General features: G+C 44.5%; 14 protein-coding genes. 7 read left to right on the top strand and 7 right to left on the bottom strand.

Translation table 11 applies throughout. From position 1 onward, the window contains the following. Positions 1 to 25 precede the first annotated feature (25 nt). From ACTHQF_RS07870 to ACTHQF_RS07890, 5 genes are read right to left on the bottom strand one after another with little or no spacing between them, the layout of a single operon-like run. The gene (locus tag ACTHQF_RS07870) at positions 26 to 3,136 is read right to left on the bottom strand and encodes an efflux RND transporter permease subunit (protein ID WP_440429506.1); all 3,111 of its coding nucleotides are present in this window, start codon (positions 3,134 to 3,136) and stop codon (positions 26 to 28) included. A 22-nt stretch (positions 3,137 to 3,158) separates the two neighbouring features. Beyond that, positions 3,159 to 4,247 (bottom strand): efflux RND transporter periplasmic adaptor subunit, encoded by a 1,089-nt coding sequence (locus ACTHQF_RS07875; RefSeq protein WP_440429507.1) that lies wholly within the window; start codon positions 4,245 to 4,247, stop codon positions 3,159 to 3,161. A 4-nt stretch (positions 4,248 to 4,251) separates the two neighbouring features. Continuing rightward, a complete protein-coding gene (locus ACTHQF_RS07880; protein ID WP_440429508.1) occupies positions 4,252 to 5,547 on the bottom strand; it encodes a TolC family protein in 1,296 nt (431 codons plus the stop codon). Between the two features lie 58 nt (positions 5,548 to 5,605). Further along, complete coding sequence (locus ACTHQF_RS07885; protein WP_440429509.1) at positions 5,606 to 6,961, bottom strand: sensor histidine kinase; 1,356 nt, start codon at positions 6,959 to 6,961, stop codon at positions 5,606 to 5,608. Position 6,962: 1 nt separating this feature from the next. Further along, positions 6,963 to 7,643 (bottom strand): response regulator transcription factor, encoded by a 681-nt coding sequence (locus tag ACTHQF_RS07890; RefSeq protein ID WP_440429511.1) that lies wholly within the window; start codon positions 7,641 to 7,643, stop codon positions 6,963 to 6,965. A 239-nt stretch (positions 7,644 to 7,882) separates the two neighbouring features. Between ACTHQF_RS07890 and ACTHQF_RS07895 the strand changes: the two genes are divergently transcribed. Further along, complete coding sequence (locus ACTHQF_RS07895) at positions 7,883 to 9,910, top strand: FUSC family membrane protein (protein WP_440429512.1); 2,028 nt, start codon at positions 7,883 to 7,885, stop codon at positions 9,908 to 9,910. A gap of 11 nt (positions 9,911 to 9,921) precedes the next feature. Here the strand turns inward: ACTHQF_RS07895 and ACTHQF_RS07900 are convergent, their stop codons facing one another. After that, positions 9,922 to 12,579, bottom strand: coding sequence for an MGH1-like glycoside hydrolase domain-containing protein (locus tag ACTHQF_RS07900; protein WP_440429513.1), 2,658 nt, complete (start codon positions 12,577 to 12,579; stop codon positions 9,922 to 9,924). 282 nt (positions 12,580 to 12,861) lie between these two features. Here ACTHQF_RS07900 and xth point away from each other — a divergent pair, with 282 nt between their 5' ends. The 4 genes from xth (at position 12,862) to ACTHQF_RS07920 (ending at position 18,461) form a co-directional block, all read left to right on the top strand. Then, positions 12,862 to 13,638 (top strand): exodeoxyribonuclease III, encoded by a 777-nt coding sequence (gene xth, locus ACTHQF_RS07905; RefSeq protein ID WP_440429514.1) that lies wholly within the window; start codon positions 12,862 to 12,864, stop codon positions 13,636 to 13,638. Between the two features lie 131 nt (positions 13,639 to 13,769). After that, entirely contained in the window at positions 13,770 to 15,332 is a 1,563-nt protein-coding gene (locus tag ACTHQF_RS07910; protein WP_440429515.1) for a M20/M25/M40 family metallo-hydrolase, read from the top strand. A 149-nt stretch (positions 15,333 to 15,481) separates the two neighbouring features. After that, entirely contained in the window at positions 15,482 to 17,122 is a 1,641-nt protein-coding gene (locus ACTHQF_RS07915) for a TldD/PmbA family protein (RefSeq protein ID WP_440429516.1), read from the top strand. A gap of 1 nt (position 17,123) precedes the next feature. Then, a complete protein-coding gene (locus ACTHQF_RS07920) occupies positions 17,124 to 18,461 on the top strand; it encodes a TldD/PmbA family protein (protein WP_440429517.1) in 1,338 nt (445 codons plus the stop codon). 37 nt (positions 18,462 to 18,498) lie between these two features. On the opposite strand, the gene ACTHQF_RS07925 is transcribed toward ACTHQF_RS07920, so the two are convergent. Next, positions 18,499 to 19,437, bottom strand: a complete 939-nt coding sequence (locus ACTHQF_RS07925; protein ID WP_440429518.1) for a LysR substrate-binding domain-containing protein — start codon at positions 19,435 to 19,437, stop codon at positions 18,499 to 18,501. Between the two features lie 96 nt (positions 19,438 to 19,533). Here ACTHQF_RS07925 and ACTHQF_RS07930 point away from each other — a divergent pair, with 96 nt between their 5' ends. Together ACTHQF_RS07930 and ACTHQF_RS07935 are read left to right on the top strand one after the other, a co-directional pair. Beyond that, positions 19,534 to 21,069, top strand: coding sequence for a catalase (locus ACTHQF_RS07930; protein ID WP_440429519.1), 1,536 nt, complete (start codon positions 19,534 to 19,536; stop codon positions 21,067 to 21,069). A gap of 39 nt (positions 21,070 to 21,108) precedes the next feature. Next, positions 21,109 to 21,633, top strand: a complete 525-nt coding sequence (locus ACTHQF_RS07935; protein ID WP_440429520.1) for an ankyrin repeat domain-containing protein — start codon at positions 21,109 to 21,111, stop codon at positions 21,631 to 21,633. Positions 21,634 to 21,641 lie beyond the last annotated feature (8 nt).

Here is a 21,641-nt window from a genome sequence, read left to right on the forward strand (position 1 = left end):
TTTAAATTTATTGAGTACTTAAGAATCAAGCTATTGACCGTCTATGGTAAACCCAGTAGACTACTATTGGATAGACAAAAAGATTAAACAAGGTATTGGTGATCAATCCGCCGATAACCACAACGGCCAGCGGCTTCGATGCTTCCGAGCCGATGCCTGTAGATAATGCTGCAGGCAGCAAGCCTATGGCAGCCATCAAGGCGGTCATAACCACGGGTCTTATCCTTGATTCCAGGCCCTCGTTTAACGCATCCACAAACGTCCAGTCGGGCCTGTACTTCAGTTCTGCAAAATTGCTTTTAAACCTGGTGATGAGGATCACACCATTCTGCACGCAGATACCAAATAATGCGATAAAGCCGATCCCGGCTGAGATGTTGAAGTTTATACCGGTTGCAAGCAGCGCCATAATACCGCCGACCATGGCAAAGGGTACATTGTTCAAGACGAGCAGTGAATCCCGGATGTTGCCAAATAGTACAAACAAAATCAGGAAGATGAGCAATAAACTTATTGGAACAGCCTGTGACAGGCGGTGTGCTGCGCGCTGCTGATTTTCAAAATCTCCGGCCCATTCTAAGCTGTAACTTGGTGGCAGGCTGATCTGTTCCTTTACTTTGGCCTGAGCCTCGTTGATCACGCTACCCATATCACGGCCACGAATGGAAAACTTAATTGCGCCATAACGTTGATGTTTATCGCGGTAAATCATACTCGGTCCGGTAATTTTGGTGATCTTAGAGATTTCAGCTAAAGGAATTTTTCCACCGGAAATGTTTGGGATCATGAGCTTACCGATGGCGCGCTCATCCCCTCGGAAATCCTCTGGATAACGGATGATGAGGTCAAATTTCCGTTCTCCTTCATAGATTTCGGTTGCAGCCTTCCCTCCTATAGCCATTTCAATTACGGCGTTTGCATCGGCAGTGGTAACGCCGTACAGCGCCATTTTTGCCTGATCCAGATTGATCTGCAGCTCCGGCTGTCCCAGATTGCGTAAAATGCCAAGATCTTCAATACCTTCGATGTTTTGGAGAATGTTAAAGATCTTCTCTTCTTCCCTTTCTATAATGCCGAAATCTTCTCCAAACATTTTAACCACGATGGAGCCTTTAACGCCCGATACCGCTTCTTCTACGTTGTCTGAAATGGGTTGAGAGAAGTTCAGGCTTATGCCTGGAAAGTCTTTCAAACGCGCCTGCATACGTTCAATAAGTGCCTCCTTGGATTGTTTGACTTTCCAATCTTTCTTGGGATAGATATCAACGTGAAACTCCATATTGTAAAACCCGGTAGCATCCGTACCATCATTTGGTCGGCCGGTCTGTGACATGACTTGCTTGACTTCATCAAATTCCAGGAATATTTTGCGCATCTGGTCGGAAAGCTTCTTAGTTTCATCCAGAGAGATGCTCAGTGGGCCGGTTGCACGCACGTAAATGGAACCCTCATCGAGGTTCGGCAGGAATTCGCTGCCCAGAAATTTGAAGCTGAACAGCCCCCCAATAAGACATAATATGGAGATCCCGAAGACCGCCTTGCGAAGCCTGAAACAGCTTTTAAATATCCGCATGGTATGTTTAATGAGGAAATCAAGAAAACGATTGTGCTTTTCCCGAACATCCTTTTTCAGCAGTAATCCAGCCAAGGCTGGAACCAGTGTGAACGTGAGCAGCAGTGCCCCAAGTAGGGCAAAACTTAAGGTCCATGCTAAGGGAGAAAACATCTTGCCCTCCACTTTTTCAAAGGTGAATATTGGCAGCAAGCCGGTTATGATGATGAGCTTAGCGAAAAAGATACCTTTACCATTCTCGAGGGAGCCCTTTTTGATTACCCCCAATTTACTCATCTGGTTGAACTTATCCATGCCAACGGTCTTGGCTTTATGATCCAGTGCTACGAAGATGCCTTCCACCATTACCACCGCACCATCTATGATAATTCCAAAATCAATCGCACCCATGGAGAGCAGGTTTGCTGACATGCCTTTTAACTTCAGACATATAAAGGCGAATAAAAGCGCTAAAGGAATGATGATGGACACGATGAGCGTTGTTCGCCAATCGGCCATAAACAGAAATACGATGAGCGTTACAAAGATTATTCCCTCCAGCATATTCCCCATAACCGTATGGGTGGCATAAGTAACAAGATCTTCACGGTCGTAGAATGGGCTTATTTTTACGTCCTCTGGCAGTATGGAAGTATTTATAACCTCTATTTTCTCTTTCAGGCGTGCAATTACTTCAGTAGGATTTTGCCCTTTTCGCATTACCACAATACCTTCCATCACATCAGGGTCTAAATCCCTTCCGACCTGTCCGAGTCGTGGAAGCGCGGATTCCGTAACATCAGCAATGGTTTTTACATAAATCGGCGTGCCATTAAAGTTATCTACAACTACATTCCTGATCTCTTCAATGTTGTTTAGAACGCCAATTCCCCGAACTACATAGGCTTGTCCACTCTGAACGATCACATCTCCTCCAACATTAACATTGCTCTTGGATACCGCCTCAAAAAGTTCCGTAGCACTTACATCGTACTGAATAGCTTTCTGCGGATCTACCGTGATCTGATAGGTCTTCACCTCTCCACCGAAACTTACAACATCGGCAATGCCCGGAACGGAGAGCAGCTCACGTTGAATCACCCAATCCTGCAGTGTTTTCAACTCCCGAACGGACTTTACGTCGCTTGTTAACGTGTATCTAAAGATCTCCCCTGTAGGACCATATGGCGGTTGCACCTCCGGCTTTAGCCCCTCAGGGAGATCTGCTTCCTCCAGGTGATTATTGACCTGAACCCTGGCAAACGCATAATCAACATCATCCTCGAAGGTTACTTTTACGATCGACAAGCCAAACAAGGAAGACGAGCGGATACTGGTACGTTTCTCCGTAGGGTTCATTGCGATCTCCAGAGGCCGGCTCACGAACTTCTCCACTTCCTCTGCACTCCTCCCGGGCCATTGCGTGATGATGGTGATATTGGTGTTTGTAACGTCCGGGAATGCCTCTATTGTAGTCTGCTTGAAACTTAGGTATCCCGCAAGTATCATGATGAATGTACCAATGAATATGAAGTACTTATTCTTCAGGGAAAAGACGATGATGTTCTTGATGATTTTGTTCATTATGGTTGAATGACGCTCCTAATTAATTTTTTAAACTTTCGTAAATAAATACCTGCTTTGAGGCTATGATACGATCACCAGCTTCCAATCCTTTGGCGATATAAGCAAGGCCGGCATTTTGCCTGCTTATTTTTACTTCTTGTATCTTTACTTTGTTCCTGGCGTCAAGCAGCAATACATAGTTCTTGTTATCATCGAAGATGATCCCTCTGGATTGAACCACCGGGAGGTTTATACCAGACTTGGATTGAATTTTGGCATTAGCCAGCATGCCAGGTTTAAGGATCAAGTCCGGATTGGAAAGGTTGACCTTCGCATTTATGACTTTACGCTCTACATCCAGGACATTGAAAATTTTATCAACCTGTCCCTTGAAGGAACGGTCCGGATAAGACAACAAGGTGATTGTAACATCATCTCCTGCACTGACCCTCGGTAAATCAGACTCATAAATATTCACTAAGGCGGAAACTTCGGATAGATCTGCTACAGCAAACAGCGCCTGGTCGTTGTCGGGACGCAGCTGCATGTTTGAGCTAATATTTTTTTCGACAACAAAGCCAGAAATTGGAGAAGCGATGCTATACTGACCAGAAGTTTTCCCGCCATTGAGTGTTAAGATTGACCTGGCCCTGGAAAGTTCTGCCTGCTTGACCACCACATCATTTCTAGCTTCTTCAAGCTCTTTAGCCGAACTTAGGCCGCTACGATATAGACTCTCTGCCTGATCCAGGTTCCGCCTGGCATTTGCAAGATCCGCTTCTGCCGTGATCACGTCCTTTTCATATGCGGCCATCTCCGCACTTACCAGATTAGCAAGCTCCTGGCCTTTCTTCACATAGTCGCCAACCATGACTGAAACGTTTTTCACCGTTCCACTCACCATTGGATAAATGGCAGCTTGTCTATCTTCATTGGTGGTAATTTTTGCCGAAAAGCTAAGCGCTGAAGCGGTGTTCGCCTGTTGAACGGTATCAATCAGCAGGCGCTTTATTAGCGAGTCATTTACCTCAAACCGTTCTGCCGGTACTGGTTCAACAGCTGGGTTGCAGCTAACTGCCGCAAATGTCATCAGTACGAGAATGCTGATGTACGTTAATTGTTTGTGCATATGTTTATTTGAAAATGTTAGTGCCTGTTTGGTAATTGAGTGCCTCTTTAGCATTCATCAATTCAAATTGAAGCTTGTCCCGCTGAATTGTACTCTCCTTGTATGCATCATAGAAGTCGAGAAATTCCAGCAGACTAATATTCCGTTGCCTGAAGTTGGATATTACACCTTCCATAAGCTGGTCGAAATTCGCTTTAAAATCAACGTCCATAGCCTTGTAAACTCGTTCTATCTTGATTGCCGACTGATAGTTGGTGTAAAGTTCTGAAGCGGCTTCAGCTTCTTTTCTACTGATGGCCGCATTCGAGGTTTCTACTGCAATTTTAGCTTTCTTGATCTCGCCCTGGTTCCTATTAAAAAGTGGAATTGGCATACTGATGCCGATACCCGTATACTTTTCCGGATAATTACCTTTTAAGTCGTAGCTCAATGAGACGGCAACATCTGGAACGGCCTTAGCGTGTTGAAGGGCAAGCATATCCTGTGCATAGGTCAGGCCGGTTTTTGCCAGTTGTAGATCAGCACGGCTTACTTTAGCAGAATCTAAAAGCACTTGAAAGGGCATACTATCAGGTTTAAAATCATGGGGCGCTATCCCCTGCCCAGATAAACCAATCTCCATTGCTGGGTCGACACCGCACAGGAGCTTAAGTCGGCTTTTTAAAGCTTCTAAACCATTTTGCAGGGCAGTATATTCCATCTTTAAACCATAAAGACTGGATTTAATTCGAATAACATCCTTGTTGGCAATGTTCCCGCTTTCAAGCTGCTTTTCTGAAGCCCTGAGTAACTGGTCTAAGGCGCCAATGAGTTGATCATAAACCAAGATTGAACTTTGCGTGTAGAAGGCTTCATAAAAGGTGCTCCTCAATTCAAAGCGTAATGTGCGAATCAAATCATAATACTGCAGGTTCTCAAGCTGAAGTTCTGTCTTGGCAATTTTAATATCTTTATTCCGCTTACCTGCCAACCTGATCAGTTGAGTAAGTGACCCTGAAAATTGTCCATAGGCCATTGAGGTTTGTAGAAATTTGCCGCTTTCCTGATTGTAGAACAGGTTTTCGTAACTCAATTCAGGATTCTCGAACAGTTTTGCTGTGATGATGTTTGCCCGGGATTGTTCAACCTGGTACCCTTGAGCAATTAACTCTGCATTATTTTGCAGGAACAGTTTTTCGGCTTCCTGTAAGGTCAGGTCAGCCGATTTCTTCTTATCGATCGAGCCAGGTGATTGCTGGCCCAGAGCGGCAGCAAATGGTATTAAAACAAGTAAACTAATACGGATAACAAGTGCTTTCATTTGCGCCAAAGGTATCCCAGGCGCATTAAAGCGGAATTAAAGCCAAATTAAAACGGCATTAAAGTCGGGGAAAGCAGATCTTGAACGTGCTGCCATGGCTACCGCTGTCTTCCAGGACGAGCGTACCTTTAAACAAGCTAATGATCTTTTTAGCCATGAATAATCCCATACCAGTGCCGTGTTTTTCCTGCTTTATCGCAGCGCTGTAGAATGGTTCAAATATGAACGGGCGGTCGGCCTCCGCAATTCCCGGACCGGCATCGCTGATCCTGATGATGAAACCCTCAGACTCGTCATTCAACGAGCAACGTACGGCTTTGTCGTCTGAGAATTTAAATCCATTAGCGATGATATTGTTGAATGCTATTTTAAGCAATGTCGGGTTAGCAGATACCGTTAGATCCTGTTGGTGTTTAGCATCAAACTTCAGGATCAGCTCGGCGGCATGTGCTCTGCGACTCCATTCTTCCTGGATCGTAAGCATCATTGCGGTTAAACTAACATCCTCCAGGTTAGCAGAAGCATATTCAACATCTGCTTGCGCCAGCCCTAAAAGTCCGGTTATAATGCCATTCATCTTTTCTGCGTCTTCAAGGATGGAATTTAATGCCTTCTGGTAATCCTCAACCGATCGTTCTCTGGAAAGCGCAATCTCCGCACCTATCATCATGCTGGTTACCGGCGTGCGTAGTTCATGTGAAGCGTTTGCGATGAAGGTTTTCTGTAACACAAAGGCTTGTTCCAGGTGCTCCATCAACTTGTTGAAGTTTGCTGCCAGGAGATTGATCTCGTCTTTATTGGTTCCTTCCTGAACCCTAAAGTCCAGGTTGTTCGACTTAATTTGCTTCACCTCTTCAATGAAGATACCCAAGGGTTTCAAAATATGCGCAGCAATTTTCCTCGCCGAGAGTAACAACACGACAAAGATGATCATGAATATGAAAAACATTACTGTTTTTAGCTTTTCGAGCCGGTAAAATGTACTTTGATCAACAGCGGAGGCAATGATCACGAAGTCACCCTGATTATCGCGGTAGAATATGCCTACAACCTGGCTGGAACCATTCTTGAACCTTACTTTTCCTTGCTGCCGGATCTTTTCAATCATTTGACTGTCCCATGTGCTACTGTTATCATCGATGAACACGGGGTTGTTCTGCGCATCATATATGCGTATGAATTCGCCGTTAAGTTTGTCCAGGTACTGGTTTCTGTTGCGTCGGAGTGCATCAGTCGATATTTCATCTGCTTCAAGGTAAAGGTTTGCCGTGACGCGGGTGCGATCACTGAGGCGGTCGAAAAAATCGGATTCCATGAACTTTGAAAACACAAAATAGGTTGCCGACAGCACGATCAGCAGCATCAAGGTACTGGCTAGGGTAAAATAAATAGCAAGCCGGTCTTTGATCTTCATGTTAGGACTTAAGGATATATCCCAGGTTAATCTTCGTGTGAATCAGCTTCTTGCTAAAGCCTTTTTCAACCTTGTTCCGTAAAAAGTTTACGTACACGTCAACCACGTTCGTTCCTGTGTCAAAATTAACGTCCCAGGCTTGCTCGGCAATGAACTGCCTTGATAATAAACGGTTCGGATGGCGTAGAAAGACTTCCAGTAAGGCGAGTTCTTTCGCAGTAAGCAAAATAGGTGTTCCCGCACGCTGAACTTCCTTACTTAGGGTATTAAGACTTAGATCTTCGTAGCTAAGCACGACCGTCTCTTCCTTTGTGCCGGATGTTGTTCGCCGTAACAAGGCTTCAATTCTAACCAGAAGTTCTCTGAAATGAAATGGCTTCAATAGATAATCATCGGCTCCGCTATTAAAACCTTCAACCTTATCATCTACTGTGCCCAGAGCCGTTAACATCAATATTGGTATTTTTACATCATTCGCTCTGAGCTGGCGACAAATTTCAATACCGGACAGCTCAGGTAACATCACGTCCAGAATCAGCAAGTCGAACTCCTGGGTCGAAAATGCTTGATATCCGATTCTGCCGTTTGTGAAGGCATTTACTTCATAGCCATGCTCCTCCAGCCCAGCTTTAATTAAACCGGAAATCTTTTGATCATCTTCTGCTATTCCAATTTTTGGCATATGCCTCAAAGGTAGCTATTCAGGCATTACATTTGTTTGCATCAGGGTCTTGATCTGGTAAATGTTTCTAAATTTGCCGATGTTACTAATTTCCGCTAAACGACGATATGCTTAATAAACCGATAAGAAGCACACAGGATTTTTTATTAAGTACATATTTTGCTGATGGACTAAAAATAACAGTTGGCGTACTACTACCCTCATTAATTCTGGCTCAATATGGTTTATTGAGATATGGGATGACCTTATCATTAGGTGCGCTCTGCGTGAGTATTGTGGATACTCCGGGTCCGATCGCCCATCGGAGAAATGCCATGTTGATCACTACAGCATTGATTACCGTCATCAGTCTGATTATTGGATTAATAAACCGGAATTTCTATCTCACCGGCATCATATTAACCGCATTCAGTTTCCTTTTTACCATGCTTTCGGTATATGGCATTCGGGCAGGTGCGGTAGGTACCGCTTGCTTGCTCATCTTTGTTTTAAGCATCGACGATGTCCGGAGATGGGAGGAAGTTTTGATACATGGTGGTTTGGTATTAATTGGAAGTCTCTGGTATACCGCGCTAAGTTATTTTTTCTACCGGTTACGGCCTTACCGGATCGTGCAGCAAACGCTCAGCGACTGCATCATGGAGATTAGTGAATTTTTAAGGTCGAAAGCCAAGTTCTACAAGCAGAATACCAACTTTGATGAGAACTACGCTGAACTGCTCAACCTGCAAATTCAGGTGCACGAGAAACAAGATGCTGTTCGGGATGTATTATTCAGGACCCGGGAAATTGTAAGAGATTCGACGCCCGAAGGGAGATTTCTGATGCTCGTGTTTGTCGATATGGTCGATCTTTTCGAGCAGATCATGTCTACCTATTACAACTACAAAGAGCTTCATGATCAATTTGATTCTACGGGAATCCTGGCGAAATATGAAGCGGTTATCCTGAAAATTGCGCATGAGCTGGACGAACAAGCCTTTGCTTTAAAGAGCGGTGGAACGCCGGAAAAACCGGTTCAACTGATAAAAGACGTGCAGGCGCTAAAACAGGAAATCAGCGACCTCGAGCGCAACAATGTTAATGGGAAGTTTAACACGCTAGGTATTATTGCCCTGCGAAATATAGAAGTAAATATTGAGAACATTCTGAACCGTGTGGTTACGGTAAACCGCTATTTCGATAAAGGGGAAAAGAAGAAAATTGAAGGACGTTCAATCGATACAGAGCGCTTCTTAACCCGGCAAAACATTGACCAGAAGCTCTTCTTTGAAAACCTGACCTTCCAGTCTTCTACCTTCAGACATGCTGTGCGGGTAGCAATTGTAATGCTGGTGGGTTACCTGATTTCGAGGTCCCTGGATTTTTCGCACAGTTACTGGATCTTGCTCACCATCCTGGTGATCTCCAAACCAGGCTTTAGCCTTACCAAAGAACGTAATTCTCAGCGGATTATCGGTACTCTGGTCGGTGCCGGCATCGGTATTCTCGCACTGCAATTTATAGACGACAGAGATATACTGTTCTTTATTCTGCTGATCTGCATGATTGCCTCCTACAGCTTTCAGCGCAAGAACTACGTAGTTAGTGTTGTTTTTATGACGCCGTATGTGATCATCCTGTTCCAATTTTTAGGTATGGGTGGAATTTCAGTAGCCACGGAACGGATTTACGATACGCTTATCGGCTCTGGTATCGCATTCCTCGCCAGCTATTTCCTGTTTCCAAATTGGGAACACGAAAAGTTAAAAAGTGACATGTTGCATATGCTGATCGCAAACTGCAGCTACTTCAACCAGGTTAGTTCATTATTTTTCGAGAACACTAAAGATTTCACGAACTACAAAGTCGCTCGAAAAGAAGTCTATGTTGCCACAGCGAATCTTTCCTCATTGTTTCAACGGATGTTTTCGGAGCCGAAAAGTAAACAGTTCATGATAAAAGAGCTTCATCAGTTTACGGCTTTAAACCACCTGCTGTCGTCCTATATTGCAACCTTGGCACTCTATTACAAAGAGCATGATTTTACGCTCGAGCATCTCGACCTGATTAAACCATTGACGGAGAACACAGCCTACCTGATCACACAATCGCAGGAAAGTCTCAAGTTCCCTAAAGACGAAAAGAACAACGTTCCTTTAATCAAAATCAAGAAGGAGGATCAGGTCGAATTAAGCCAGAATGAAGAGTCGGTATTTCAGCAGTTCATCACCATTCAGAAAGTTGCGTACGACATCTACAAGCTTACTGAAAGACTGAAGGTTTAAGAACCTTCAGTTTAACCAACCATCTCCTCAGCAGACAGCATATGTTTCTTCCCCACGCTGCTCCTTTCGAATATCAGATTCGCGACTAACGCCGTCCAGCCGGTTTGATGTGCAGCGCCTAATCCCCTTCCGGTATCTCCATGGAAATATTCGTTGAACAGAATGTAGTCCTTGAAGTGCGGGTCATGTTGCAGCAGGTCGTTGTCGCCGAAACAAGCCCTTCTACCCTTTTCATCTAGGGTGAAAATTCCAATAAGCCTATCACTCAGTGCGTCTGCAATTTCATCCAGTGAAAGCATATTTCCGGATCCTGTAGGGTATTCAACCGTAAAATCTTCACTGAAGTAATCATTAAATTTCTTTATGCTTTGTACGATCAGGTAATTCATCGGCATCCAAATTGGCCCGCGCCAGTTACTATTACCACCGAACATACTGCTGTCGCTTTCGCCAGGTAAATACGCCACAACGAACTGCTCGCCACTACTGTTAAACACATAAGGTTTTTCCTCATATTGTTTTGATAAGCTTCGTATACCATAATCACTCAGAAATTCAGATGTATCAAGCATCCTATGTAAAATCCTTTTCATCCGGTGACCTCTGAGCAGACTTAAAAGGTGTTTGTTTTCAGAACCTGTTTCTGTCCATCTAGAAACCAGAGAAGCCAGGTCCGGCCGATGTTCCAGGAACCACTGCATCCGCTCAGCAAACTGCGGCAATTTCTTCAAGGTTTCTTCCTTGATAACCTCAACTGCAAAAAGTGGAACAAGTCCAACCATGCTAACAAGTTTCAGCTTTACTGCACGGCCATCTCCTAACTGAAGTTCATCATAGAAAAATTCATCTTCTTCATCCCATAATCCAGTATCATCTGGCCCCATGATGTTCATGATCGCCCCAGCGATATACAAGAAATGTTCAAAGAACTTTGTCGCCATATCTTCATACACCCGGTTATTAAGTGCAAGTTCCAGAGAGATATGCATCATATTTAACGCATACATAGCCATCCAGCTCGTACCATCAGCCTGTTCAATGGTCATCCCTGAAGGCAACTTCATGCTTCGGTCGAAAATTCCGATGTTATCCAGTCCAAGGAAACCTCCGCCAAACACATTCGTGCCCGCATGGTCTTTCCGATTTACCCACCAGGTAAAGTTGATCAGCAATTTCTGGAATATGGACTCCAGAAAAGGCAGGTCACCTTTCCCATCGTTGTTTTTCATATCCATCTTATACACTTCCCATGCAGCCCAGGCATGTACCGGTGGATTGGTATCATCGAAGTTAAACTCGTAGGCCGGAAGCTGTCCGTTAGGATGCATGTACCATTCTTTCGTAAGCAGTAACAGTTGATGTTTTGCAAATTCCGCATCTACAAGGGCAAAAGTCACGCAGTGGAAGGCCAGATCCCAGGCAGCGAACCATGGGAATTCCCACTTATCCGGCATTGAGATTACGTCAGCACTGTTCAAATGCTTCCAATTTACATTCCTGGAGTTCGAATGTTCATATGGCGGTTCCGGACTTGTTGGGTCGCCCTTGAGCCACTTCCGCACGTTATAATCATAAAATTGCTTGTTCCAGAGTAAGCCTGCAAGCGCCTGCCGCTGAATATTCTTTTGATCCTGATCTTCCAGGTCCGCCTGAAGCTCATTATAGAACTCGTCGGTCTGGAAAATACGCTCATTAAAAATCTCATTAAAGTCGATAAATGGCAGTTCCAAACTATCCTTACTCAGGCGTAGCTGTATGGTTGCAGATTGGCCACCTTCAATTTCAAGCGTATACAAGGCTGCTGCCTTAGTGCCGGTCTGCGCGGGATTTACGGCATCTTGTTTCTGGTTAACTATGTAATCGTTGATCCCGTCCTTAAAATACCCTTTTTGCTCCACAGCGTTGTATAGCCTGTTCGGATTGCTTTCATTTTCTGTAAACAACCAGGTGGCAGGCCTGTCAGCATATAGGTAATAACGTCCAAGATGTTTTTCCCAAACCTCCAGTGTGGTGCCACTCTTTTTGGATAGCTGAGCATGTTTCTCGTGATACCCCCAGGACCAGCGATTTCTGAACCAGATGGTAGGCAAAATGGTTAATGGAGCGGTATCTTCATGCCTGTTATGGGCGGTAATCTTTATCAGAATATCTTCTTGCGCGGACTTAGCGTATTCAATGAAGATATCGAAGTATGCGTTATCGTTAAATATACCCGTATCGATAAGATCGAATTCAGGTTCGGCCCTGCTGCGTCTACGGTTTTCTGCCCGAAGTTCTTCATAGGGAAATGCATTGTGAGGATACTTGTACAGCATCTTCATATAGGAATGCGTTGGTGAAGAATCCAGATAATAATATTGTTCTTTAACATCTTCCCCATGGTTTCCCTCGTTATTGGACAGGCCAAAAAGGTTTTCCTTGATTATGCGGTCTTTGCCATTCCAGAACGCCGGCGCAAAGCATAGATATTGTTTTTCATCTGATATTCCGCCGATGCCTTCTTCCCCCCATCTCCATGCTTTACTGCGGGCCATTTCATGTGTTACAGATTGCCAAACATCGCCATTGGCGCTATAATCTTCTCTAACTGTTCCCCACTGTCGGTTTGATACGTATGGGCCCCACTTTTTCCAATTTGCTATCGCTAAGCGCTTCGATTCCTGATTCATGTATTGAAAGTATAGTTTGGCTTTAAGATACTTCAGCCCCTTTGCAGGGACTAAGCTATTTTTTCTCTTGTTGGCCTTGGCCTGTAAAGGTAAGATTTTTCAGAGATGACTGCACTGTTATAGTATTCAGCGACTTGTATCATATTGAACACTAAATTTCATGCCACATAACCATAATGATCAAACTTAATCATCTTAATCACAGGCAGTTTTAAGTTTTCCCTGCCATAACCGTCGAATTTTTGTTAATGCTTTTTCCTAACTTGACTTAAATCTTTAAAAATGAAAATCGCAACCTATAATGTAAATGGTATAAACGGGCGCCTGCCGGTATTGCTAAGATGGCTGGCGGAAACACAGCCAGATGTTGTTTGCTTACAGGAATTGAAAGCGCCGGACGAAAAATTCCCGGAACAGGCGATTGCTGATGCGGGGTATAATGCAATTTGGCATGGACAGAAAAGCTGGAACGGTGTGGCAATCCTTGCCCGTAATCTGGAGATTAAGGAACTACGCCGCGGTTTACCGGGCGATGCCGAAGATTTGCAAAGCCGGTACATTGAGGCGTTGGTCAATAATGTCGTGATTGGTTGTCTGTACCTCCCCAATGGTAATCCAGCTCCAGGGCCAAAATTGGAGTACAAGCTTCGCTGGTTTGAACGCCTGCATAACCATGCTGAACAGCTCCTAAGTTACGATATGCCAGTGATCCTTACTGGTGACTTCAACGTCATGCCCACCGAATTGGATGTGTACAAGCCGGAACGTTGGGTCGAGGATGCCCTCTTCAGACCCGAAGTGCGCACGGCCTTCCACAATTTAGTTGCACAAGGATGGACCGATGCCCTGAGAACCTTACATCCGGAGGAAGTCATCTACACCTTCTTCGACTACTTCCGCAATGCTTATGGCCGTAATGCAGGACTTCGTATTGACCATTTTTTACTCAGTCCGCAGTTAAAAGGAAGGCTACGGGCAGCTGAAGTTGACCGCCATGTGCGAGGCTGGGAAAAAACAAGTGATCACGCGCCAGTGTGGATCGAAATTGAAAATTTATAACAGCAAGCCTTAGCTACACTTGTAAATTTATAGCTACACGATTTATGCAAAGCTTAGAGTATGAGCAGCATATCCTTTACTACAGCGAGATACCGATAGCTGTGAACCGCTATTTTTATTAAATTAGAAACATGAAACAAACTTACCAAAAACTAAACTTTAACATGCGGCATATGGCAAGGCCGTTTGTAATGGGCCTTCTGCTCTGCGGCAGTTCCGCTTTCGCACAAACCAATAAAGCAGTGATCGACAACATCATGGCTGAAGGTGCAAACAATTCTCAAGTAGAGCAACTTGCACACGAGCTTCTCGATGGCATTGGTCCCAGACTGGTGGGTACGCCGCAAATGAAGCAGGCAAACGACTGGGCAGTTGAAAAGTATAAGAGCTGGGGTATATCTGCCCGCAATGAGAAATGGGGCGAATGGCGCGGCTGGGAACGTGGTATATCCCATATAGACATGGTTAGCCCCTGGGTGCGATCACTTGAAGGCACTCAGCTTGCCTGGAGCCCTGGAATGGGTAAAAAAATCAGCGTAGCAGAGGTGATCATACTTCCGGATCTTGCAGATTCAGTCGCTTTTCAGAAGTGGCTGCCTACTGCTAAGGGTAAATTCGTGATGATCTCCATGGCACAGCCAACCGGCCGTCCAGACTACAACTGGGAAGAGTTTGCGCTGAAAGAATCTTTTGAGAAAATGAAAGCGGAGCGTACTGCCCGGACTGCCGCATGGCGTAACCGCATTGCTAAAACCGGCTACACCACCCGTACCCTACCCGTAGCTTTAGAAAATGCAGGTGCTGTAGGCATTATTACAAACAACTGGTCTGCTGGCTTCGGCGTAAGTAAAATCTTCAGCGCTTATACCAAAAAGGTTCCTACCGTTGACATTGCTCTGGAAGATTATGGCTTGCTATATCGTCTTGCTGAGTCAGGTAAAAAGCCGACTATCAGCATGCATACGGAATCTAAAGAACTTGGCGTAGTTCCGACCTTTAACACGATAGCTGAAATAAAAGGCACGGAAAAGCCGGAGGAATATGTAATTCTTTCGGCCCACTTTGATTCATGGGATGGCGGAACCGGAGCAACCGACAATGGTACCGGAACGATCACCATGATGGAGGCAATGCGTCTGCTGAAGAAATATTACCCAAATCCAAAAAGAACCATTCTTGTGGGCCACTGGGGAAGTGAAGAACAAGGTCTTAATGGATCAAGGGCGTTTGTTGAAGATCACCCGGAGATCGTAAAGAATTTACAAGCATTATTTAACCAGGATAATGGAACTGGCCGTGTGGTAAACTTGGCTGGTCAGGGTTTTGCAAACTCCAAAGACTACCTGGGAAGATGGTTAGCTGCAGTTCCTGACACCTTGAAGAACAGGATCAAACTTGATTTTCCAGGTAAACCAGGTGCCGGTGGCTCTGACTTCGCCTCCTTCGTTGCTGCAGGTGCACCAGGATTTTCTTTGAGCTCATTAAGCTGGTCATATGGATCGTACACCTGGCATACCAACCGTGACACCTATGACAAGGTTGTATTTGATGATGTGAAAAACAATGCTATGCTTGCCGCAATCATGGCCTACATGGCAAGTGAAGATCCAGAGAAATCATCGACAGTAAAAGCTGAAGGTGTAAAATGGCCTGTACAAAACAAAGCAACCCGCCGAGGTGGATTAGATAAGTAGATAATTTAGATATTACTAATTTAAGTATTGGTCAAAGAGCCCTGAAGGATATTACTTCAGGGCTTTTTTCATTCTAAACGCATAAAAAAATGCAACTTCTACAAAAGCTGCTTTCCCTTAGTTATATTTAGTTAACTAAACAATCAAAAGTGAAGCGTAGAAATTTTATCCAACTATCAGGTATCGGCGCTGCGATGGCAATGATACCAGCAATACCTGTCTGGGGAACTGATATCCCCATAGAGAAGTCTCTGGAATATGTTGATCCGGCAGCAAAAAAGATTATGGCTGATGTGGCACTTAATGCTGCCCGCTCAAATGGTGCAACGTATACAGATGTTCGGATTGGACGGTACTTAAATCAGTATGTTATTACCCGGGAAGACAAGGTAGAAAACCTGGTCAATACCGAATCCTATGGCATTGGAATCCGCGTTATTGCGAATGGCTCCTGGGGCTTCGCCGCTACGGATAAAATGGATAAAGATAGTATCGCTAAAACCGCCGCCCTCGCGGTATCTATTGCAAAGGAAAATTCAAGACTGCAGTCCGAACCTGTCAATCTTGCACCTCAAAAAGGATACGGTGAAGTATCTTGGAAAGCGCCAATTCAAAAGAACGCCTTTGAAGTTCCCATCAAGGAAAAGGTTGATTTACTATTAGCAGTCAATGATGCAGCAATGAAAGGTGGCGCTGATTATGTTAATTCTATCATGTTCATGGTAAATGAACAGAAGTATTTCGCTTCTACCGACAACTCCTACATTGATCAGGACATTCACCGCATCTGGCCAACGTTCTTTATTACCAAGATTGATAAAGCCTCCGGAAAATATGAAACCCGAAATGCGCTTAGCGCACCCATGGGAATGGGATACGAATATCTGGATGCGAGGCCTCAGGACAAAGTAAAGACACCTGCAGGAACGCTTTACAAAGGGCGCTATGATATGCTGGAAGATGCTCGGCAAGGTGCAACTCAAGTTTCGGAAAAGATCAAGGCCAAGTCGGTAGAACCAGGTAAGTATGATCTGGTACTTGATCCCTCCCACCTGTCATTGACCATACATGAATCTTGCGGGCACCCCACAGAGCTCGATAGAGTGCTGGGCTATGAAGCGAATTTTGCCGGAACCAGCTTCCTTACGCTTGATAAATGGCAGACCAAGAAATTCGATTATGGAAGTGGTATCGTGAACATGGTGGCAGACAAGACACAACCCGGGTCGCTCGGTGCCGTTGGATACGACGATGAAGGGGTAAAATGCGGCAAATGGGATTTGGTCAAAGATGGCATTCTGGTTAACTATCAGGCGATACGGGATCAGGCCCACATCATTGGTTTAGATGCTTCTCAAGGATGTTGCTACGCCGACAATTGGGCCAGCGTGCAGTTTCAGCGCATGGCAAATGTGTCACTGCAACCCGGCACCAAACCACTGACTATCGCTGATCAGATCAAAAATGTAAAGAAGGGCATTTATATCGTGGGCGAAGGTTCGTTCTCCATTGATCAGCAACGCTATAATTTCCAATTCGGAGGACAGCTCTTCTATGAGATTAAAGATGGAAAAATTGCAGGTATGCTAAAAGATGTCGCCTATCAGGCAAATACACAGGAATTCTGGAACTCCTGTGTTGCGATTTGCGATCAAAGTGACTATCGCCTAGGTGGAACATTTTTCGATGGCAAGGGCCAACCCGGTCAGTCAAGTGCGGTGTCACATGGATCTTCCACCGCCAGGTTCAATGGAGTTAACGTTATAAATACAGCTAGAAAAATCGCATAACATGGCATTAATAACAAAAGAAGAGGCCCAGGCATTACTAAAAAAGGTCCTTAGCTACTCAAAAGCAGACGAGTGTGAGGTCAATATGTCTGGTCGCGATAGCGCTAACATCCGTTATGCACGCAATCAGGTGAGCACTAGTGGAGCCGTAAGTAGCACTAGTTTACAAATTGCGTCAGCATTTGGGAAGAAATTAGGGATCGTTACCTTAAATGAATTAGACGACGCCTCTATACAGAACGCGGTACAGCGATCAGAGGAGCTCGCTAAATTGGCACCAGAAAACCCCGAGTATGTGCCATTTGTCGGTCCACAGCAATATGGTCCCCCATCGAAAATGTATGCTGAGACCACTGCAGCGGCAGGCCCTAAAGAGCGTGCCGACGCCGTAGCAAACAGCCTTGAGGTCGCTAAAGCACATAAATTGAATGCCGCAGGTTTCTTGGAAAACAGCACTGGATACACAGCCATAATGAACACCAAGGGGCTTTTTGCATATGAAACGGGTTCATCCTTAGAGTTCAGTATAACCATGCGTACGGAAGATGGTAAAGGATCTGGATATGTCACAAAGGGCTATAATGACTTCAGCAAGCTCGACACCAAAGGCTCTTCAGAAATAGCTGCAAAGAAAGCACTCGGATCCGTGGCTGCCAAGGCTATAGAGCCTGGAAAATACACGGTAATTCTTGAACCTACGGCTGTTGCAGTATTACTTGAAAACATAACGTTCAGCATGGACGAGCGCTCTGCAGATGAAGGCAGAAGCTTTCTAAGCAAAGCTGGTGGCAAGACCAGGTTTGGGGAACAACTGGTCGACCCACGCGTAAACATCTATTCAGATCCCTGGCATCCTGAACTCCCAGGATCAACTTTCAACGGTGAAGGACTCCCAGTGCAAAAAACTTACTGGATTGAAAAGGGCGTGGTGAAGAACATGCCTGTTTCAAGGTATTGGGCAGCAAAAAAAGGCAAAGCACCACTTCCGGGCCCCAGTGGCGTAATCATGGATGGTGGCTCTAAAACACTTGCAGAGCTTATCAAAGGAACAGAAAAAGGTATTCTGGTTACCAGGTTATACTATATCCGCTCGGTTGATCCACAGACACTCCTATTAACCGGCCTAACAAGAGACGGTACTTTTTACATTGAAAACGGGGAAATTAAGTTTCCCGTCAAGAACTTCCGATTCAACGAAAGCCCGGTAATTATGCTTAATAATCTTGAAGAACTCGGTATACCGGAAAGAACAGTAAGCGACGAATCAAACAACAATTACCTGATTCCGCCATTAAAAATCAGAGATTTCAATTTTACATCCTTATCAGATGCCGTATAATAAAAAAGGGAGATTCAACATCTCCCTTTTTTATGCGCTACACACTGATCACGTCAAGTTCTTCTTCAGGAACGAGATGTGAACGCAACGTCTCATTGATGTTGCTTCTAATCAAGTCTGCAAGCGCTTTTATAATTCTTCCTTTAGCGTGTGGTTTATGAAAGACAATGCTCATTTCCCTTACAGGTACGGGAGCGTTAAATGACGTTACCCGCTTTCTACGCTCTTCTGATAACGAGAGATAGTATAACTCCGGAATCAGGGTTAATCCTCCAAACTCATCAACCATATTCAAAAGCGTATCAAATGAACTTGCCTCAAGTTTTAAATTCTTTACAGACACTTCATCCTTCTTCAACGAACACAGCTGTATGAACTGTTCTCTCAAACAATGTCCCTCTTCAAACAACCATACCTTTTGTTCTCGAATCTCTTCTGGTAAAATATATTTCTTATCCGTACTCAGGTCGCCATAAACCATCAAGGACTCATGGAACAATACGACCTTGTCAATTTCGGATGCTGTGATTGGTGTAGCTAAAATCCCAATGTCAATATGCCCTGCTTTCAGCTGATTAATAATGTGATCTGTCGTGAGTTCCGCGATTTCAAGCTTTAACTCAGGGTAAACATCAAGTAAAGGCTTTATAATTTTTGGCAATAGGGAATTTGCGATTGTCGGGATTATTCCAATCTTAATTTCCCCGGCAATGTTACCATTAATCTTCTTGGCTTTTTCTGCAAGAAGCTGACTATGCAATACTATTTTCCTGGCTTCATCAATGATCTCCAAACCTGCATCGGTTGTATAAACCCCCTTCGGAGTACGGTCAAACAGGATTATGTCCAATTCAACCTCTAACTTCTTGATCATTGCACTAAGCGTCGCCTGTGTGACATAGCAATGTTCCGCTGCTCTGGTGAAATTTTTAAACCGGTCTACGGCAATAATGTATTCTAACTGTTGGATATTCAAGGCTATAGATTTTGTCGATGCCAAAGATAGAAAATTTCAGTTATCGGAACGCCAGGTTCCTCTCTACTTTTGAGTCTGAATTAAATCACAAAACACATGATGAAACAAATTACACTATTCGCATTGCTGGCAATTGGCGGGCAAACGCTCTTTGCGCAGACCATGCGAACGAACACAGGCGCCCTGATTGGAGACAATCAAAATTCTAAAACCATTGGTAACAATGGTCAGGTTTTGCTGGAGGATATCCATTTAATTGAAAAACTTGCCGCCTTTGATCGTGAGCGTATTCCTGAACGCGTAGTCCATGCACGTGGTGCAGGCGCATACGGCGAGTTTGTTGCTGCTGCAGACTTTTCGGAAGTGACAAAAGCCAAGATGTTTTCCGCCAAAGGCAAAAAGACACCTTTGTTCGTCCGGTTTTCTACCGTTGTTCATCAGGCAGGATCTCCTGAAACTTACCGCGATCCACGTGGCTTCGCTGTGAAGTTTTATACAGAAGATGGTAATTACGACCTTGTAGGCAACAACTTGCCAGTATTCTTTATCCGGGATGCGATAAAGTTCCCTGACATGGTACATGCCTTCAAACCATCACCATTAACCAATGAAGCCTCCCACCCACGCCGGGTATTTGACTTCTTTGCAAAGGTGCCCGAAGCGACACACATGCTCACCTGGCTTTATTCCGACTACGGCATTCCAGCCAATTTCAGGGAAATGAACGGCTCTGGTGTACATGCATTCAAATGGGTTAACGAAAAAGGGGAAGTGACGTATGTTAAGTACACCTGGAAGTCTAAACAAGGTGAGCGCAACCTGGAACAAGCAGAAGCAGACAAGATCCAGGCAACAATGACGGAACATGCAACGATGGACCTTTTCAATAACATCAAGGCTGGAAATTTTCCAAAATGGGACCTGTATGTACAGCTACTTAAAGCGGAAGAATTCGATGCATTGGACTTCAATCCACTCGACGTTACAAAGGTTTGGCCTGAGTCCGTAGCGAAATTACATCTTGTTGGTACAATGACCTTAAATAAGAATGTAGATAACTACTTCCAGGAAGTGGAACAGAGTGCATTTTCTCCCGGCACCCTTGTTCCTGGTATTGAGCCCTCAGAAGATAAGCTACTGCAAGGAAGATTGTTCTCTTACTTTGATACCCAACGTTACCGTATCGGAGGCAACTTTCAGCAGTTACCGGTAAATGCACCGAAAGTAGAATCTAATAACTACAATCAAAATGGTGTGATGTCCTCTAAGAAACAAAGTTTTGGCGACATTAATTATCAACCTTCCGAAAACAGACCTGAAGTAAAAGATGATACCAAGTTCAAGTATTCAGTTTCCAGGTTTAAAAATGTTGAAACAGCCCAGGCAAAAATTTCAAAGCCAAACGACTTCAAACAAGCTGGTGAACTATACCGCTCTTTTTCAAAAAAAGATCAGGATAATTTGATTGCTAACCTTTCAGGCGCACTGAAGCAGGTAAATAATCAGACCACTGTCGCAAAGATGATTTTCTATTTCTACCAGGCAGATCGCGACTATGGAATGCGCTTAGCAAAAGAACTTAATCTTTCCAGAGCAGAACTTGAACAAGTAATCGCTAACACACAAAAATAAAACTCCAGGGCGCCTAATGGCGCCCTAATTTATATACCAATGAAAACTATTAACTTATCAATCCTAATCCTCCTGTTTAACACAGGACTAAAAGCACAAACAGTCGACATCTTCAACGCTGTGCGTGCAAACGACAGTGCTGCAGTGAAATCATACATAAAGGCAGGCAAGAAGATTGACTCCCTAAACCAAAGTGGCCATACGCTCTTGATACTAGCGGTATACAACAATAGTGATGCGGTTGCCAAGCTTCTTATCGATGCAAAGGCTGATGTGAATCTTCAGGATCAGGCTGGAAACTCAGCGCTGATGGGTGCATGCTTCAAGGGCTATAAGCCCCTTGCGGCCTTACTGCTGGCAAACGGTGCTTCAGCAAATCTGGTCAATAGTAATGGTGCAAGTGCTTTGTTTTTCGCTTCTACCTTCGGCCATGCAGATCTTGTGCCGCTACTTCTTGACCATAAAGCCGACAAAACGATGCGTGATCGCTTTGGCAAACAGCCTGTGGATTATGCGCGTGGGCAGGGCAATGAACTGATCATTTCGATGCTGGAGCAAAATTGATGGACCAG

Source organism: Pedobacter sp. SAFR-022, from assembly GCF_051965375.1.
Classification (GTDB): Bacteria; Bacteroidota; Bacteroidia; order Sphingobacteriales; family Sphingobacteriaceae; genus Pedobacter.

Bases quoted from the DNA above. Each gene is read 5' to 3' on its own strand.
- ACTHQF_RS07870 (WP_440429506.1), bottom strand. From the start codon at position 3,136: ATGAACAAAATCATCAAGAACATCATCGTCTTTTCCCTGAAGAATAAG.
- ACTHQF_RS07875 (WP_440429507.1), bottom strand. From the start codon at position 4,247: ATGCACAAACAATTAACGTACATCAGCATTCTCGTACTGATGACATTT.
- ACTHQF_RS07880 (WP_440429508.1), bottom strand. From the start codon at position 5,547: ATGAAAGCACTTGTTATCCGTATTAGTTTACTTGTTTTAATACCATTT.
- ACTHQF_RS07885 (WP_440429509.1), bottom strand. From the start codon at position 6,961: ATGAAGATCAAAGACCGGCTTGCTATTTATTTTACCCTAGCCAGTACC.
- ACTHQF_RS07890 (WP_440429511.1), bottom strand. From the start codon at position 7,643: ATGCCAAAAATTGGAATAGCAGAAGATGATCAAAAGATTTCCGGTTTA.
- ACTHQF_RS07895 (WP_440429512.1), top strand. From the start codon at position 7,883: ATGACCTTATCATTAGGTGCGCTCTGCGTGAGTATTGTGGATACTCCG.
- ACTHQF_RS07900 (WP_440429513.1), bottom strand. From the start codon at position 12,579: ATGAATCAGGAATCGAAGCGCTTAGCGATAGCAAATTGGAAAAAGTGG.
- xth (WP_440429514.1), top strand. From the start codon at position 12,862: ATGAAAATCGCAACCTATAATGTAAATGGTATAAACGGGCGCCTGCCG.
- ACTHQF_RS07910 (WP_440429515.1), top strand. From the start codon at position 13,770: ATGAAACAAACTTACCAAAAACTAAACTTTAACATGCGGCATATGGCA.
- ACTHQF_RS07920 (WP_440429517.1), top strand. From the start codon at position 17,124: ATGGCATTAATAACAAAAGAAGAGGCCCAGGCATTACTAAAAAAGGTC.
- ACTHQF_RS07930 (WP_440429519.1), top strand. From the start codon at position 19,534: ATGATGAAACAAATTACACTATTCGCATTGCTGGCAATTGGCGGGCAA.
- ACTHQF_RS07935 (WP_440429520.1), top strand. From the start codon at position 21,109: ATGAAAACTATTAACTTATCAATCCTAATCCTCCTGTTTAACACAGGA.